Genomic DNA, 16,548 nt, shown 5'->3' on the forward strand with positions numbered 1-16,548 from the left:
GCTCCACGATGTACCAATACACCGAATTCGACCAACAATTTGTGCAGCAGCGTGCACACCAATTCCGCGACCAGCTCACACGCTGGCAGACCGGCAAGCTATCGGAAGACAACTTCCGCCCGCTGCGCCTGCAAAACGGCTGGTATGTGCAGCGCTATGCGCCCATGCTGCGCGTGGCTGTGCCTTACGGCGAAATCGCCAGCCGCCAGCTGCGCGTGCTGGCCCAGATCGCCCGCGAATATGACGAACCCGAAGCCGCAGTCTTCAAGGCCGCCATGGAAGGCCAGGGCAAGCTGGGCACCACTTTCCTGCCCAAGAACTGCGCCCACTTCACCACGCGCACCAACGTGCAGTTCAACTGGATTCCGCTGTCGAAAAGCGCTGACGTGATGGACCTGCTGGCCAGCGTTCAGCTCCACGGCATCCAGACCAGCGGCAACTGCATCCGCAACACCACCACCGACGCGCTGGCCGGTGTGGCGGTGGATGAGATCGTGGACCCGCGCCCCTACGCGGAAATCATCCGCCAGTGGACCACGCTGCACCCTGAGTTCGCGTTTTTGCCGCGCAAGTTCAAGATCGCCATCAGCGGTGCGAAGGACGACCGCGCCGCCACCGGCTGGCACGATGTGGGCCTGCACCTGGTCAAGAACGACACAGGCGAAGTCGGCTTCAAGGTGTTTGTGGGCGGCGGCATGGGCCGCACGCCGGTGATTGGCACGGTGATCCGCGAGTTCCTGCCCTGGAACCAGATCATGAATTACATCGAGGCCATCGTGCGCGTGTACAACGAGCACGGCCGCCGCGACAACAAGTACAAGGCCCGCATCAAGATTTTGGTCAAGGCCGAAGGCCAGCAGTACATCGACGATGTGGAAGAAGAGTACCGCCAGATCGTCGAGATCGACGGTGGCCCCCACACCATTCCGCAGGCTGAGTTTGACCGCGTGGCGGCCTGCTTTGTGACGCCGAAGCTGGCCAACATTGCCGATGTGCCCCCCGCAGCACTGCAGGCATCGCTGGACGCCCTGGCGGCAGAGCACGTGATGTTCGGCCGCTGGCTGCAGCGCAATGTGCACCCGCACCAAAACCCGCAACTGCGCGCCGTCACACTGTCGTTCAAGCGCCCCGGCCAGTCGCCGGGTGATGCCACCAGCGAACAACTGATCGCCCTGGCTGACCTGGTGGACAAATACTCCGCCGGAGAAGCCCGCGTGACGCACGACCAGAACGTGCTGCTGCCCTGGGTGCACGCCAGCTGCCTGTTTGACCTGTGGCAAGAGGCCAAGGCCCTGGGCCTGGCCAGTGCCAACGTGCAGTTGCTCACCGACATGATCGCCTGCCCCGGTGGCGACTTCTGCGCGCTGGCCAATGCTCGCTCGCTGCCGATTGCCGAGGCCATCACCCAGCGCTACCAGGACCTGGACGAGCTGGATGACATCGGCGAGATCGACCTGCACATCAGCGGCTGCATCAACAGCTGCGGCCACCACCACAGCGGCCACATCGGCATCCTGGGCGTGGATAAGGACGGCAAGGAGTGGTACCAGGTCACGCTGGGCGGCTCCGATGGTTCCGACCTGTCGGGCGCTGCCGTGGCGGGCAAGGTGATCGGCCCCTCGTTCTCTGCGGCCGAAGTGCCCGACGTGATCGAGGCGGTGCTCAGCACCTACCGCGACCTGCGTGAAAGCGGCGAGACCTTCCAGAACACCGTGCGCCGCACCGGCCTGGACCCGTTCAAGGAAGCCGCCAAGCTTGCCCGCCACAAAGACGAAACCCTGGCCACAGCCTAAGAGGCTGAGAGTCTTTTTCCTATGCCCGCCTTGCACGCCAAAACACCGCTGCTCGTCGTTGCAAATGCGCGCCATAGCCCGAGCTATGGCTGTGCTTTGCGCCTCGATCAGCGGCGTTTTGACGCACCTTTCGGGCACTCGAAAAAAACTCCCAGCCTCTGAAGCCGCCCTGCCACCGAAATCCGAACGATGATGAACCTGAAACTTCTTGCATCCCACGAACACCAGCCCCCGGCGGAAGGCGACGCCCGCGTGGTGGCGTTGGCCAACGATGCCGACGCCACAGCCCTGCCGCTGGAAGGCGTGGAACGCGTGGACCTGCACTTCCCCAACTTCACCGATGGCCGTGCGTTCAGCCAGGCCTTTTTGCTGCGCCGCCGCCGTGGCTTTGCTGGCGAAATCCGCGCCACGGGTGATGTGCTGATCGACCAACTCGTGCAAATGCAGCGCACGGGCTTTAGCAGCGCGGTGCTGGCCGAGGGGGTGGATGCCGCCGATGCCCAGCGCCAATTCGAGCTGTTCCCAGGCTTCTACCAGGGCGACGCCGTCAATCCCCAGCCGCTGTTTGCCTGCCGGGTCGCAGCCTGAAAGAGATACATCCATACATAGCCCCGAGAGCGCCACGCCATGAACCAAATTGATCTCGCAGCCGTCAACGCCGACCTGGGCCGTGACGCCCCAGCCCTGGTGAAATGGGCTCTGGGCCTGAACCTGCCTACCATCGTCACCACCAACTTCCGCCCGTTCGAGGCAGTGATCCTGCACATGGTCACGTCAGTGCAGCCCGACGTGCGTGTGGTCTGGATGGACAATGGCTACAACACTGAAGCCACCTACCGTTTTGCCGACGAAGTGACACGGAAGCTGAACCTTCATCTACTAACCTATCTGCCGATACGCTCGCGCGCTCACCGCGAGGCGGTCGAAGGTCCCCCGCCTGCGCTGGACGATCCGCACCACGCCTTCTTCACCGAAGAAGTGAAGCTTGAGCCCTTTGCCCGCGCCCTGCGCGAAACGGCCCCCAAGGTGTGGTTTACCGCACTGCGCGCCACCGACACCGCTGTGCGCGCACAGATGGACCCGGTGAGCATCAACCCTGACGGCCTGATCAAGGTGGCGCCGCTGCTGCACTGGTCGTCCAAGGATCTGCACGAATACTGCGTCAAGCACGGCCTGCCCAACAACTTTGACTACGTGGACCCCACCAAGGGCGAAGACAACCGCGAGTGCGGTTTGCATCTGGCCCACTGACTCCACTGCAGCACCGACCATGAACACCCGGACCGATACCGCGCTGCTTGAGAAGAAAACCAACGATATGAGCTACCACCTCAACAACTCGCACCTCGACGCCCTGGAAGAAGAAACCATCTTCATCCTGCGCGAAGTGGCTGCCGCCTTTGAACGCCCTGCCCTGCTGTTTTCGGGCGGCAAGGATTCGCTGGTCATGCTCAAGTGCGCTGAAAAAGCCTTTGGCACCAAGGCCAGCGGCGGTGGCATTCCGTACCCGCTCTTGATGATCGACACCGGCCACAACTTCACCGAAGTGACGGATTTCCGCGACTTCCGCGCCAAGGAACTCGGCGCCGAACTCATCGTGCGCAATGTCGAGGACTCGATGGCACGCGGCACCGTGCGACTGGCACACCCGGGCGAGTCGCGCAATGTGCACCAGTCCGTCACGCTGCTCGAAGCGATTGAAGAATTCCGCTTTGACGCGCTGATTGGCGGCGCCCGCCGCGACGAAGAAAAGGCCCGCGCCAAAGAGCGCATCTTCAGCCACCGCGACAGCTTTGGCCAATGGCAACCCAAGGCCCAGCGCCCCGAGCTGTGGACCCTGTTCAACACCCGCCTGCAGCCCGGCGAGCACTTCCGCGTGTTCCCCATCAGCAACTGGACCGAGCTCGATGTGTGGCAGTACATCGACCGCGAACAGATCGGCCTGCCCAGCATCTACTACACGCACAAGCGCCAGGTGGTGGACAAGAAGGGCCTGCTGATGCCCGTGACCGAGCTGACACCGCCGCGTGAAGGCGACGTGGTCGAGACACGCGACGTGCGCTTTCGCACCGTGGGCGACATCACCTGCACCGCACCGGTGGAGAGCACCGCCGCCACCCCGGCAGAGATCGTCATCGAAACCCTGGCCGCTGACGTGAGCGAACGCGGAGCCACGCGCATGGACGATAAGACGAGCGATGCCTCGATGGAAAAGCGCAAGAAGGACGGGTATTTCTGATGACTACTATCAATTCAATAGCTACCAGCGCACAACCAGCAAGCGCTGGAGCTCAAAATAACCACATCTCCGCACTCAAATTCATCACCTGCGGCAGCGTGGACGACGGCAAGAGCACGCTGATCGGCCGTCTGCTGGTGGACAGCAAGGCCGTGCTGCAGGACCACCTCGCCGGGGTGCAGCGCCAGGGCGAGACCGACCTGGCCCTGCTGACCGACGGCCTCTCCGCCGAGCGCGAGCAAGGCATCACCATCGACGTGGCCTACCGCTACTTCGCCACCGAAGAGCGCAAGTTCATCATTGGCGACGCGCCCGGCCATGAGCAGTACACCCGCAACATGGTGACGGCCGCCAGCAGCGCCGACGCCGCCGTGGTGCTGGTCGATGCGACCAAGCTCGACTGGAAGAACGCGGGCCTGGCCCTGTTGCCCCAAACCCGCCGCCACAGCCTGCTGGCCCACCTGCTGCGCGTGCACTCGCTGGTGTTTGCCGTGAACAAGCTCGACGCGGTGGAAGACCCCGCGCTGGCGTGGCAGCACATCCAGGGCGCGTTGCAATCCTTTGCCCAAGCGGCAGGCATCACCGTGCGCGCCATGGTGCCGGTGTCGGCCCTCAAGGGCTGGAACGTGGTGGACGCCCATGCGGGCTGGTGCGGCTATGACGGCCCCACGCTGCTTCAGGTGCTGGAAGCACTGCCCAACACCCCCGCAGACTCAGCGCTGGCACCGGCCTTCCCGGTGCAGTGGGTCGAGAAGTTCTCGTCGTCCTCCGACACCTCGCAAGGCCGCCGTGTGTTCTGGGGCCGTGTGGCTGCGGGCAGCTTTGCGCCCGGCACCGCTGTACAGATCTTCCCCAGCGGCCAGCTGGCGACCGTGGCGCAAGTGCTGGACCATGCCCGTCGCCCCAAGGACGTGCCCGCAGGCACCAGCGCCGGCATCATCCTGGACCGCGAGGTGGATGTCTCGCGGGGCGACTGGATTCTGGCGGCGCCTGCCGTCGCCACCCCCGCCGAAGACGACTTAGACACGCCCGCCAGCGTGCCTGCATGGCCCGCCAGCCGCGAGCTGCGCACCACGGTGGCCTGGATGGACGACGAGCCCCTGGTCGCAGGCCGCGTGTACTGGGCGCTGCACGGCCACCGCTGGGTCAAGGCCAAGGTGAAAGCCGTGGTGCACAAGCTCAACATCAACACGCTGGCCGAAGAAGCCGCCACCCAGCTGGACCCCAATGCCATCGGCCATGTCGACCTGCTGCTGCAAGAGGCGATTCCGGCCGCCCCCTTTGGCAAAGCCCGGGTGCTCGGATCGCTGATCCTGGTGGACACCGCGAGCCACAAAACGGCCGGTGCCGTGCTGGTCAACTGATCTAGATCAGCGCCCGGAACCCCAGTCACCCCATCGGGGTGAGGGACCCTGTAACCAAAGGTCGGTGAAAGCTTCTAAAATTGAGGGTTTTCACCGACCCACACAACTCCTGTCATGACCCACGTCGTCTCCGAAAACTGCATCAAGTGCAAGTACACCGATTGTGTGGACGTGTGCCCCGTGGACTGCTTCCGCGAAGGCCCGAACATGCTTGTCATCGACCCCGATGAATGCATCGACTGCGCCGTCTGCATCCCCGAATGCCCGGCCAACGCCATCTTTGCCGAAGAAGATCTGCCGGCCGACCAGATTGCTTTCATCAAGCTCAACGCCGACCTGGCCTTTGCCGACGGCTGGAAGAGCATCACCAAGCGCAAGCCGGCGCTGCCCGACGCCGACGAATGGAACGGCAAGCCGGGCAAGGTCAACGAACTGGTCAAGTGACCCCCCTGAGTCGCTTCGCGCCATCCCCCAAGGGGGACGCCACCAGTGGCCTGGCAAAGCCAGTTCCACGGTGGAACAGGTCTTTGGCAGCGCCAGTTTCGGGCGCTGTGCGCGTGGCTTGAGCATGATTCAAGAAACCGACGCTGTCGTCATCGGCGCGGGGCCCGTGGGCCTGTTCCAGGTCTTCCAGCTGGGCCTGCAAGGCATCACAGCCCACCTGATCGACGCCCTGCCCCATGCGGGCGGCCAGTGCGTCGAGCTGTACGGCGACAAACCCATCTACGACATCCCGGGCATCCCGGTCTGCACCGGGCGTGAGCTGGCCGCTTTGCTGCTTCAGCAGATTGCGCCGTTTAAGACCCAGTGGCACCTGAACACGCTAGTGTCCGCACTCACCGTGCAGGCCGATGGGCGCCTGCTGGTCGAAACCTCGCAAGGAACGCAACTGCTGGCCCGCAGCGTGTTCATTGCCGCAGGCGTGGGCGCCTTTGTGCCGCGCACGCTCAAGGTGGAAGGCATCGAGCGCTTTGTGGGCGCCCAGGTCCACTACCAGAACCTGCCCGCCAGCGTGGGTGTGGCTGGGCGCCATGTGGTCGTGCACGGCGGCGACGAGCCCGCTGTGGCCCGCGCCGTGGAACTGGCCGAACAAGGCCAGGCCGCCCGCGTCAGCCTGCTGCACCGCCGCGACGTGTTCCAGGCGCCCGACGCCCTGCTGCAGCGTCTGCAGCAACTGCGCGACACAGGCCGCATCCATGTCGAGGCCGCGCAGATCACCGGCATCGACACCACAGGTGATCGGCTGACGGCCTTGCAGGTCGTGGACGCCGATGGCAGCACCCGCTCCCTGGCAATCGACCTGCTGGTGGCCGTGCTCGGCATCTCGCCCCGCCTCGGCCCCATCGCCGACTGGGGCCTGGCCATGGACCGCAAACAGCTGGTGGTGGACACCGAGGCCTTCCGCACCAGCGTGCCCGGAATCTACGCCGTGGGCGACATCAACACCTACCCCGGCAAACGCAAGCTCATCCTGTGCGGCTTCCACGAAGCCACGCTAGCCGCCTTTGGCGCCGCCGAGGCGCTCAAGGGCGACAAGGTGGCGCTGCAGTACACCACCACGAGCCCAAGGCTGCACCAGTTGCTGGGTGTGGCTCCGGCGTCTGTGCCTTCCGCCAGCACGTAGTCCAGGCGAGTCGGGGCACCGTCGTTTCGTGCCCAAACGACGCGCCCACAAATAAGCACAAAATGTCAAAAAGGCGCACAAGCGCCCGGCACGATGGCGTCTCCATTCACCGCCCATCAGGAGCACACCATGAGCCAACAACCCCTTCAATCCATCTGGGACACCTACACCGCGTCGTGGAAAACCGACTCGGCTGCAGACAGGGAAGCCCTGTTTTCCCAGTCCCTCGACCCCGCCTGCACCTACAACGACCCGCTGGCCACCGCCCATGGCTGGGACCAATTGACGGCCTACATGGACAACTTTCACAGCCAGGTGCCCGGCGGCCATTTTGTGACCCACTACTTCGCCAGCCACAACCAGCAAAGCATCGCCAAGTGGAACATGGTGGATGGCAGCGGCCAGGTGATCGGTGAAGGCGTGAGCTACGGCCGGTACAACGACCAGAACCGGCTGGTTGCCATGACCGGTTTCTTTGAAACCCCTTGAACGGACGCCACCGTGCTTTATCTCCGGCAAATCCAGGAGGGCATCGATTTCATCGAAGCCCATCTCGAATCCGACATTCAGCTTTCCGAGGTGGCACGGGCTGCGGGGATGAGCCAGTGGCACTTCCAGCGGATCTTCAAGGCGCTGACCAACGAAACCCTCAAGACCTACATCCGCTCGCGCCGGTTCTCGCGGGCGCTGGAGCAGTTGACCAACACGCGGCTGAGCGTGCTCGACATTGCGCTGGCATCGGGGTACGTGACGCAGGAGAGTTTCACGCGAGCGTTCCGTGATTGCTTTCGGCTCACACCGTCGCAGTACCGCAAGATGGGCAACCGCTCGCTGTTCGTGCGCAAGATCCGGTTTGACCAAAGCTACCTCGCGCACATTCACCAGAACATCTCGCTGGAACCCGAAATCCAGCAGCAGCCCGCCATGCAGTTGGTCGGGCTGCCCACCAATTACTACGGCATCGATTCCGAAAAGAACAACCTGGGCCAGAAACTGCCGCCTCTGTGGGCGAAGTTTCTGCCCCGGTTGGACGAGATTGCGAACACCGTGCCCGGGGTCTGCTATGGCGTCGTGGCACCGGCGGGGCCGCACACGGAAGAGCTGCGCTACCTGGCCTGCATCGAAGTGAGGGACCCCGGTGCGCTGCCACCGGGCATGGTGGCCATGGAAATTCCCGCGTCCACCTATGCACGCTTTACCCACCGGGGCCCTGCGCAGAATGTCGATGCGACGGTGAACTACATCTACTCCAGCTGGCTGCTGTCGGCCAGCCAGTCGCACAGCCTGGGACCGGATCTGGAAATCTACGGCTCGCAATACCACCCGACGTCCGCTGACTCCGTGATGCACTACGCCATCCCCATCACCTAGGCCGGGCGCTGACCCACCCTCTACAATGGCAACCGCGCTCCTTCGGGGGCGCCATCGCTAGGGGTGTCGAGACCGGCCTGCCGGAACCGACTGAGAGAGTCCCTTTGAACCTGATTGAGATCATCCTCGCGCAGGGAAGCACGTCCGCTTTGGCCCAGCCCTGAATGAAAAGACTTTGGGGCGCGCTGGCGGGCCGCCCCTGCTCTGTACTGCCACGGAGCCATCCATGTCCTCATCGCCCGCCGCGCCTTCCCACAACGAAGCGCTGGCCCCCGTCTCCCCCGACCGCCGCGTCTTCCAGTGGCATGACCACGCCTCGCTCTGGTTCAGCCTGGGCGTGGGCTTGCTGGTCATGCAGGTGGGTGCGTATCTGATGCCAGCGTTGGGCACCAAAGAAGCCCTCATCGCCATCGTGGCCGGCTCCATCGTGGGCGCCGGCCTGCTGGGCTGGGTGGCCAAGCTCGGTTGCGACAGCGGTCTGGCCAGTGCGGGGCTGATGCACGCCGTGTATGGCCGCACGTTTGCCAGCCTGCCCATCATCCTGAACATCGTGCAGCTGGTGGGCTGGGGCACGTTCGAGCTGGTGGTGATGCGCGATGCCACCGTGGCCATCGGTCAGCAGTCGGGCAGCATGGCCGGTGCGCACTGGCCGGTGCTGGCCACGCTGCTGTGGGGCGGCGTGGTGATGCTGCTCATCAGCGGATCGATGGTGCAGCTGGTGCGCAAGGTGATTGCGCGCGTGGCGCTGCCGCTCGTGGTGTTGTCGCTGCTATGGCTGTCGTGGCAGTTTTTGTCGCTGGCGCAGGCCCAGGGGTTTGATGCGCTGTGGAACCGCCAGGGCGCGGGCGGCATGGGCGTGTTCCCTGCGCTGGATCTGGTGATCGCCATGCCCATTTCGTGGCTGCCACTGGTGGCCGACTATGCGCGCCACGGCAAGAACGGTGGCTCGGCATTGCGTGGCACCTGGCTGGGTTACGCGCTGGCCAACATGTGGTGCTACTCGCTGGGTGTGCTGGTGGCGCTGACCTTGCCCAGCAAGGACCTGGTGCAGGCGCTGCTGCTGGCCCAGGGCGGGCTGATTGCGCTGTCACTGATCCTGATCGACGAAGTGGACAACGCCTATGGCGACACGTATTCAGGCGCGGTGTCGGCCCACAGCCTGCTGCCGCGCTGGGGCGTGCGCAAGTGGGGCCTCGCCATGGCTGCGGTATGCACTGGCCTTGCGCTGGTCTTGCCCATGCACAGCCTGGAGCCCTTCCTGCTGCTGCTCAGCTCGGTGTTTGTGCCGCTGTTTGGCGTGATCCTGGGGCGGCTGGCGTTTGGCACCGATGCACCTGCATTGCTGGCAGCGGCGCGCAAGGTGAATGCGGCGCCCGTGGCGATCTGGCTGGTGGGAATTGCCGTCTACCACCTGGCTCCCAAGGTGCTGCCGGGTGCGGGCTCGGCGCTGCCGGCATTGGCGTTCAGCTTTTTGCTGGCCTGGGCCACACGGCCACGGGGCCGTTGAATAGCTATCGAATTGTGAGCTGCTAGCGCTTACCAGATAAGCGCTAGCGGCCAAAAACTCTTAAATTTCTACAGCACCAACTGCGCCACAGGCGCATAGCCGTGGTTGAGCGGGCCGTGGCCGCGGCCGGTGGTCACATCAGCCCCTGCGGCGATGGCGCCCAGAATGTAGGCACGCGCGCGCTCCACCGCCTGCTGCAAGGGCAGGCCCTGCGCCAGGTGTGCCGCAATAGCCGACGACAGGGTGCAGCCGGTGCCGTGCCCGTTGGGCGTGGCAATGCGTGCAGACTCCAGCCGCTGCCGCACACCGCTGCGGGTGGCCAGAACGTCCACCACCCAGTCCCCAGGCAGGTGGCCGCCCTTGAGCAGCGCCGCACGTGCACCCAGCGCGCACAGTGCCTGCGCGGCTTCGTCCAGCGTTTCCACGCCCTTGATGCTGCGCCCCAGCAGCCAGCCGGCCTCGTCCAGGTTGGGGGTGATCACCTCGGCCAGCGGAAACAGCTCCTGTACCAGCACGCTCACGGTTTCTGAAGCGATGAGCCGGTCGCCACTGGTGGCCACCATCACGGGGTCGAGCACCACGTGCGGCAGCTGGTAGGTGCGGATGGCATCGGCCACCACACGCACCACCTCGGGCGAATGCAGCATGCCGATCTTGACCGCATCCACACCAATGTCCTGCACCACGGCGTCGATCTGGGCCTTGAGCATCTCGGGCGGAATGCCGTGGATGCCCGTCACGCCGCAGGTGTTCTGCGCCGTGATGGCCGTGATCGCTGTCATGCCGTAGCAGCCCAGGGCGCTGAAGGTCTTGAGGTCGGCCTGGATGCCCGCCCCGCCGCCGCTGTCAGAACCGGCAATGGAAAGCACGCGCACATAGCGGCGCGCTGCGGAGGTCGGTGGGGTCAATGAAGTCATGGCAAAAATTATGGCCTATGCGTTAGCGCAAAAAGAGCGGCCAAGGGTTGTGCTGTAATTGATTTTTTCCGGACGAAACAGGGGTGTCCCTCCGTTCAGAACCTGAACAGGTTCTTCGGTGTGCGACTGAGAAATACCCTGGGGCTCGCACGCAGCGCTGCATGGCACTGCCTGCAACGTGGCCCCGCTACCCGATCCAGGTCATGCTGGCGTGGGGAGTTTCCAAGAGCGGCGCTGCCCCCGTTTTGTCCATGGTTGCCAGCCAACACGGACACACCGACGGACCTATGCCACTTCAACCCTCTTCTTTTGCGATTCTGGGCGCGGGCCTCATGGGCCGCCTGCTTGCGGTGGAGCTGGCCCGCCAGGGTCACCGTGTGGACATCTACGACGCGGGCAGCCCGGCCGCCGAACATTCGGCCGCGACCGTGGCCGCCGCCATGCTGGCGCCGCTGGCCGAATCGGCCATCACCGAGCCCGGCGTGGTACGCATGGGCCACCACGCCCTCACCCGCTGGCCGCAGCTGCTGGCGGCGCTGGCCGAGCCCGTGTTCTTCCAGCAGGCCGGCACGCTCATCGTGTGGCACCGGCAGGACGCGGCCGAAGCCCAGCGGCTCACGCGCCAGCTGGAGGCCAACCAGCACCAGGTGCCAGAGCTGCCCGCCCTGCAAAAGCTGGACGGCGCCGCGCTGGCCCAGGCGGAACCCACCCTCGCGCAGCGTTTTGCGCAGGGCCTGTACCTGCCCGGCGAAGGCCAGCTCGACAACAGGCAGCTGCTGGCCGCCCTGGTGGTGGAAATGCAGCGGCTGTCGGTGCGCACGCACTGGCACAGCCCCCAGTCGCCCGAAACCTTCACCCCCGGCGCCCCTGGCCAACCCGACTGGGTGCTGGACTGCCGTGGCCTGGGCGCCAAGGGCCAGTGGAGTGCACTGCGCGGCGTGCGCGGCGAGGTGGTTCGCATCCACGCGCCGGATGTCACGCTGCAGCGCCCAACGCGGCTGGTGCACCCGCGCTACCCCATCTACATTGCGCCCAAGGAAGACAATCTGTTCGTCATCGGCGCCACCGAAATCGAATCGGACGACCTGTCGCCCGCCAGCGTGCGCTCAACACTGGAGCTGCTCTCCGCCGCCTACGCCGTGCACCCCGGCTTTGCAGAGGGCCGCATCCTGGAATTGGCCACGCAGTGCCGCCCCACGCTGCCCGACAACCTGCCCGCCATCCGCCAGCCGCGCAAGGGCGTGCTGGAAATCAACGGTCTGTACCGCCACGGCTTCATGATCGCACCCGCGATGCTGGATGTGACGCTGGAAGTGCTGAACGCAGGACAATCGCAGCTTTCGCAACGATTTGACCTCGCGCTGGACTTGGAGCCCGCCCCCCTGTCCCCACCCAGCGCGGCCGCCGCTTTCGCATGAACATTTCCATCAACCAGATCCCGCACGAACTGCCCGAGGGCGCTACCGTGGCCGACGCCGTGGCCGCCATCGCGGCCCGCCCGCCTTTTGCCGTGGCCGTGAACACCACCTTTGTGCCCAACACCCGCTACGCCGCTCAGGCCCTGCAGCCCGGCGACCGTGTGGAAATCATCTCGCCCGTGACGGGGGGCTGATCCGCCTCCTGAAAATTGAAGCCAAATTGGCACCTAGCGCATGATAAATAAGCGCTAGCAGCTATCAAAAGCATAGTAAACACCATGACCACTTCAACGCCCCAAGACCCCCTGGTGCTCTACGGCCAGCAGTTCGCCAGCCGCCTGCTGCTGGGCACCTCGCGCTACCCATCCCCCGCAGTGCTCGAAGCCGCCGTGCTGCGCGCCAAGCCTGCCATGGTCACCGCCTCGCTGCGCCGCCAGGGCAGCAACCCGGCAGAAAGCGGCAGCAGCTTCTGGGAGCTGCTGCGCAAGCTCAACGTGCCTGTGCTGCCCAACACGGCAGGCTGCCACAGCGCGCAAGAGGCCATCACCACGGCACAGATGGCGCGCGAGGTGTTCAACACCCCCTGGATCAAGCTGGAGCTGATTGGCGACGACTACACGCTGCAGCCCGACACCCTGAACCTGGTGGGCGTGGCCGAACACCTCATCAAGGAAGGTTTTCAGGTGCTGCCCTACTGCACGGAGGACCTGGTGCTGTGCCAGCGCCTCGTGGATGTGGGCTGCCAGGCCGTGATGCCCTGGGCCGCGCCCATCGGCACCGGCCGGGGCCCCGTCAACCCCTACGCGCTGCAGACGCTGCGCGAGCGCCTTAACGTGCCCATGCTGGTGGATGCTGGCCTGGGCCTGCCATCCCACGCCTGCCAGGTGATGGAATGGGGGTATGACGGCGTGCTGCTCAATACTGCGGTCGCGCTGGCGCAAGACCCTGTGGCCATGGCCGGCGCCTTCGCCGACGCAGTGAATGCCGGGCGCGCCGCGCGCCAGGCAGGTGCCATGGCAGCGCAGGATGCGGCCCAGCCCAGTACGCCCGTGCTCGGCACCCCCTTCTGGCACCATGAACAACATGCGTGACGACACCAGCGCCATGGTGCAGGCCATTCTTGCGCACAACGCCGCCACCTTCGCGGGCTTTGGCGCCGAGCCCGCCCCGAAACCCACGCGGCAGGAAGCCGCATACCTGGCAGCCCTGCAGGCCTGCAGCACGCTGGGCTTTATTGCCCACGACGCGGAGTGCCTGGCCCAGGCCTGGCTGGCACAGAGCCTGCGCACCGGCACCTTCCAGCCTGAGCAATGGCCCGACGCGCCAGAGGATTTTGGCCTGCAACCCGTGCCACGTGCCCAAGCGTTCGCCCCATGCCCTGAGCACCTGGGCCTGTACGCCGTGTTGCCCGACGCCGACTGGGTAGGCCGCATGGCGCGTGCGGGCGTGCCCACCGTGCAGCTTCGCTTCAAGTCGGACAACGCTGCCGCCATTGAACGGGAAGTGCACGCCGCCGTACGGGCCGTGCAGGGCACGGGTGCGCTGCTGTTCATCAACGACCATTGGCGCACGGCCATCCAGGCGGGTGCCTATGGCATTCACCTCGGCCAGGAAGATCTGGATGCCCTGGCCTCCGACGAACTCCAAGCACTGCGCGCTTCGGGCCTGCGCCTGGGTGTCAGCACCCATGGCTACGCAGAAATGGTGCGTGCAGATGCAGTAGGCCCCAGCTACATCGCCATGGGCGCCGTATTCCCGACCACCCTCAAGAAGATGGCCACGGCCCCGCAGGGTGTGGGCCGGTTGGGTGTGTATGCGCGCCTGCTGCGCCACTACCCCCAGGTGGCCATTGGCGGCATCGGCGCCGAGCAGTTTGCGCCGGTGCAGGCCACGGGCGTGGGGTCGATTGCGGTGGTGCGGGCCCTTGTCAATACCCCAGACCCTGAAGCCACCGCCACGCACTTGATGCGCCTGATGGAACAAAACAGCCAGCGCGCGAGCCGCTGAAGGGACGATCCATTGGCCTATCTGCCTATCGGCCTATCGGCCTATTTGCGGTCGCCTTTCTTCTGCTCCAGTTCCAGCCGCAGTTCGACTAGGTCGTTGTCCATGCCAAAACCGACGGCCTGACCCGCGGCCGGGGGCGCGGTCACCGGCACGGCCGGCAGATCGCTCAGGGTGAGGTGGGGCGGCTCTGACAGATCAAGGTCGAGGTCCAGATCCAGCGGCGCACCGCGCGTGTCGCCATCCAGTGCGGAGGGCGCTGCAACACCCGATGCCTGAGATGGCTGCCCTGTAGCGGGAGGCATCCCGTCAAAGTCGAACTCCAGGCTGGCCGCGCGCGAGTCCTGCGGTAATGCCGCCGTTGTCGCAGGCACCTTCGGGGCTGGCACTTGCTGCACCTGGGTTTCGTCCCGAGGTGCGGCGAGCGGTGTCGTGCGCTTGCGGGGCGCAGGCTCCCCTCGGGCACTTGCGGGCGTGGTCTGCGCAATGGAGAGCAACAGCAGCAGGTCGTCGTAAGCCGCAAGGTCAAAGGGCTCGACCGAACCGACACCGTTCTGCCGGAACAGCAGCTTTTCGAGCAGCTGCAGCACGGACGGAGAGGTCCATTCAGCCTCGATGTCAGCGAGCGCGTCGGTGTAGTGATACAGCATGCGGCCCGTGCGGTGGAAGCTGGCAAATTCCGGCACCTGCGCGTTGAACGATTGCATGAACTGCGTACGCAGTTGCGTGAACTCCTCCACCCGGCTCAGCGTGTGGTACAGCCGCAAAAGCTCCAGATACGCCAGCGGCGAAGTGGCACCGCGCTCAGCGATGTGCGTTTTCAGCACTTCGATGGCCTGCTGGTGTTCCCCCACCGAGATAAAAAACTCGGCCTGTTGCTGGATGTCGAAAAGCTCTTCCGGGCTAACGATGTGCAGCGCGGGTTGCTGCGTGACTACAGCGGCAGGTGCTGGCGGCGGAACGGTCGCCTTCAGGGGGACCGGGGCACTGGGCAAAGGGGCCGTGGCCACAAAAGGAGGTACCAGCGGGGCAGCAGCTGAGCCCGGGGAAGGTTCCCGGGCTTCGGCGGACTCATCGGACGGCAGCCAGTGATCGCTGGGGTCGGGGGGCAGGCCCAGCGCAGCCCCATGCTCGACCACGGCATCTCGCCCCCCCAGCGCAGCCACCGAATCGCGCCATGCGCGCACCGCCTTTTCGGAGGCGCTGCGCATCCGCCCCCAGGCCCACACAGCGAGCAACAGTGCTAGCAGCAGCAACCCGCCCAGCGCGTAGACCACCGTGGCAGGAAATCTCTCGCTCTCTGCCTGCTCCAGCTGTTGCTGCAATTGCGCTGCGCTGGCCCGGTCGCGGGCGGCCTGCGCCCGCAGGGCAGCAACGTCGGACTCCAGGGCCTTGAGCCGGTCAGCCTCCTGGTTGACATCCTCGGGCTGGGCATTCATCGCTTTCCAGAGCGCTGCCGCCTGGGCACGCTGGGCCGAGGGCTGGTCTGATGGCATCACCAACAGTTCAGGCGAGGTGCGCAGTGCCAGCGGACGGTCTACCCAGAGATCGAGTGGCTCGACGACCAAGCGAGCCCGGTCAGCAGGCTTGGGGGCTGTAGGCAGCTTGTTTTTTTCAGCGCTGGCCTGGGGGCGCGCCACCGGGCGCTCTGGGGGCCGTACCGGTGCCGTCCGCGCAGCGGGCTTGGCCACCGACGGGGTGCTGGGTACGGGCTCGCGCCGATTTTCGGAAGACAAGGGCACGGATGCCAACGGAGAAGGCGCCACAGGCGCAGTGGCAGCCCCTGCAGCGCGCTGCCCTGCTGCACCCTGGGCCGGACGGGGTGCTTCGACCCCACCGGCCGCAAGGGAAGGTAGCCGCGAGACGTCGACCGGCGATGCGGACCGTGCCACCGTGGATGGAAGCTCTGCAAAAAATGTGTAGGTGCGCGTGACCTTGCCTGTGCACCCTGCCGACAAGGTGACCATCAATACCGGTTCGTCCACCGCGATGGCGGCCTGCACCCGCACCGCCGGAGACCGCCCCCGCATGTCGGGCAAAGGCACTACCCGCACCTTGGCATCGCCAATCACCGTATCGCCGGCCACCAGCTTGGCCGTCACGCAGGAAGAGGCCAGATCGGTGCCTGGGTCGGGCTGGATATCGAAGGAAAGATCTACCGGGGCACCCAACACCACCACGCCCCTGCTGCCGCCCAAGGACAGTGCCGAGGCGCCTGCAGCGACCGCCCACAGACTGGTCCCCAAAATGGCGTTACGGATTTTCACAATATGTTCTGTTTTTGGTGCAACCCATTCTTGCACATAAGTCC

The 16,548-nt window shown here is 65.3% G+C and carries 16 protein-coding genes and 1 riboswitch; of the genes, 14 read left to right on the forward strand and 2 right to left on the reverse strand.

From position 1 onward, the window contains the following. Positions 1-8: 8 nt before the first annotated feature. The 10 genes from ACQ4MJ_RS10355 to ACQ4MJ_RS10400 all read left to right on the forward strand — a co-directional run bounded on the left by ACQ4MJ_RS10355 (position 9) and on the right by ACQ4MJ_RS10400 (position 9,898). The gene (locus ACQ4MJ_RS10355; RefSeq protein ID WP_431152764.1) at positions 9-1,793 is read left to right on the forward strand and encodes a nitrite/sulfite reductase; all 1,785 of its coding nucleotides are present in this window, start codon (positions 9-11) and stop codon (positions 1,791-1,793) included. A gap of 198 nt (positions 1,794-1,991) precedes the next feature. Continuing rightward, positions 1,992-2,381, forward strand: a complete 390-nt coding sequence (locus tag ACQ4MJ_RS10360; RefSeq protein ID WP_431153082.1) for a DUF934 domain-containing protein — start codon at positions 1,992-1,994, stop codon at positions 2,379-2,381. Between the two features lie 39 nt (positions 2,382-2,420). Then, entirely contained in the window at positions 2,421-3,044 is a 624-nt protein-coding gene (locus ACQ4MJ_RS10365; protein ID WP_431152763.1) for a phosphoadenosine phosphosulfate reductase family protein, read from the forward strand. A gap of 19 nt (positions 3,045-3,063) precedes the next feature. Then, positions 3,064-4,032, forward strand: coding sequence for a sulfate adenylyltransferase subunit CysD (cysD, locus tag ACQ4MJ_RS10370; RefSeq protein ID WP_431152762.1), 969 nt, complete (start codon positions 3,064-3,066; stop codon positions 4,030-4,032). Beyond that, the gene (locus tag ACQ4MJ_RS10375; RefSeq protein ID WP_431152761.1) at positions 4,032-5,396 is read left to right on the forward strand and encodes a sulfate adenylyltransferase subunit 1; all 1,365 of its coding nucleotides are present in this window, start codon (positions 4,032-4,034) and stop codon (positions 5,394-5,396) included. The genes cysD and ACQ4MJ_RS10375 overlap by 1 nt, the downstream gene beginning before the upstream one ends. 114 nt (positions 5,397-5,510) lie before the next feature. Beyond that, a complete protein-coding gene (fdxA, locus tag ACQ4MJ_RS10380; RefSeq protein WP_055393870.1) occupies positions 5,511-5,840 on the forward strand; it encodes a ferredoxin FdxA in 330 nt (109 codons plus the stop codon). 124 nt (positions 5,841-5,964) lie between these two features. Continuing rightward, positions 5,965-7,020: an NAD(P)/FAD-dependent oxidoreductase gene (locus ACQ4MJ_RS10385; RefSeq protein WP_431152760.1), complete on the forward strand. Its 1,056-nt coding sequence runs from the start codon at positions 5,965-5,967 to the stop codon at positions 7,018-7,020. Positions 7,021-7,149: 129 nt separating this feature from the next. Continuing rightward, positions 7,150-7,509 carry a nuclear transport factor 2 family protein gene (locus tag ACQ4MJ_RS10390; RefSeq protein WP_431152759.1) on the forward strand — a complete coding sequence of 120 codons (360 nt, stop codon included), beginning with the start codon at positions 7,150-7,152 and terminating at the stop codon, positions 7,507-7,509. A 12-nt stretch (positions 7,510-7,521) separates the two neighbouring features. Further along, positions 7,522-8,391: a helix-turn-helix domain-containing protein gene (locus ACQ4MJ_RS10395; protein ID WP_431152758.1), complete on the forward strand. Its 870-nt coding sequence runs from the start codon at positions 7,522-7,524 to the stop codon at positions 8,389-8,391. A gap of 49 nt (positions 8,392-8,440) precedes the next feature. Further along, positions 8,441-8,545, forward strand: a riboswitch (TPP riboswitch). 72 nt (positions 8,546-8,617) lie between these two features. Then, positions 8,618-9,898: a purine-cytosine permease family protein gene (locus ACQ4MJ_RS10400; RefSeq protein WP_431152757.1), complete on the forward strand. Its 1,281-nt coding sequence runs from the start codon at positions 8,618-8,620 to the stop codon at positions 9,896-9,898. 68 nt (positions 9,899-9,966) lie between these two features. Here the strand turns inward: ACQ4MJ_RS10400 and thiD are convergent, their stop codons facing one another. Then, positions 9,967-10,815 (reverse strand): bifunctional hydroxymethylpyrimidine kinase/phosphomethylpyrimidine kinase, encoded by an 849-nt coding sequence (gene thiD, locus ACQ4MJ_RS10405; RefSeq protein ID WP_055393862.1) that lies wholly within the window; start codon positions 10,813-10,815, stop codon positions 9,967-9,969. Positions 10,816-11,102: 287 nt separating this feature from the next. Here thiD and thiO point away from each other — a divergent pair, with 287 nt between their 5' ends. From thiO to ACQ4MJ_RS10425, 4 genes are all read left to right on the forward strand, one after another. Then, a complete protein-coding gene (thiO, locus tag ACQ4MJ_RS10410) occupies positions 11,103-12,233 on the forward strand; it encodes a glycine oxidase ThiO (protein WP_431152756.1) in 1,131 nt (376 codons plus the stop codon). Then, complete coding sequence (gene thiS / locus ACQ4MJ_RS10415) at positions 12,230-12,427, forward strand: sulfur carrier protein ThiS (protein ID WP_055393858.1); 198 nt, start codon at positions 12,230-12,232, stop codon at positions 12,425-12,427. The genes thiO and thiS overlap by 4 nt, the downstream gene beginning before the upstream one ends. An 84-nt stretch (positions 12,428-12,511) precedes the next feature. Continuing rightward, the gene (locus tag ACQ4MJ_RS10420) at positions 12,512-13,324 is read left to right on the forward strand and encodes a thiazole synthase (protein ID WP_431152755.1); all 813 of its coding nucleotides are present in this window, start codon (positions 12,512-12,514) and stop codon (positions 13,322-13,324) included. Then, positions 13,317-14,240 (forward strand): thiamine phosphate synthase, encoded by a 924-nt coding sequence (locus ACQ4MJ_RS10425; RefSeq protein WP_431153081.1) that lies wholly within the window; start codon positions 13,317-13,319, stop codon positions 14,238-14,240. Before ACQ4MJ_RS10420 ends, ACQ4MJ_RS10425 begins: the two co-directional genes overlap by 8 nt. A gap of 41 nt (positions 14,241-14,281) precedes the next feature. Here ACQ4MJ_RS10425 and ACQ4MJ_RS10430 read toward each other — a convergent pair whose 3' ends face one another. Further along, the gene (locus ACQ4MJ_RS10430; protein ID WP_431152754.1) at positions 14,282-16,504 is read right to left on the reverse strand and encodes a hypothetical protein; all 2,223 of its coding nucleotides are present in this window, start codon (positions 16,502-16,504) and stop codon (positions 14,282-14,284) included. Positions 16,505-16,548 lie beyond the last annotated feature (44 nt).

Origin of the sequence: Acidovorax facilis, from assembly GCF_050626955.1 — a bacterium.
GTDB classification, from domain to species: domain Bacteria; phylum Pseudomonadota; class Gammaproteobacteria; order Burkholderiales; family Burkholderiaceae_C; genus Acidovorax; species Acidovorax facilis.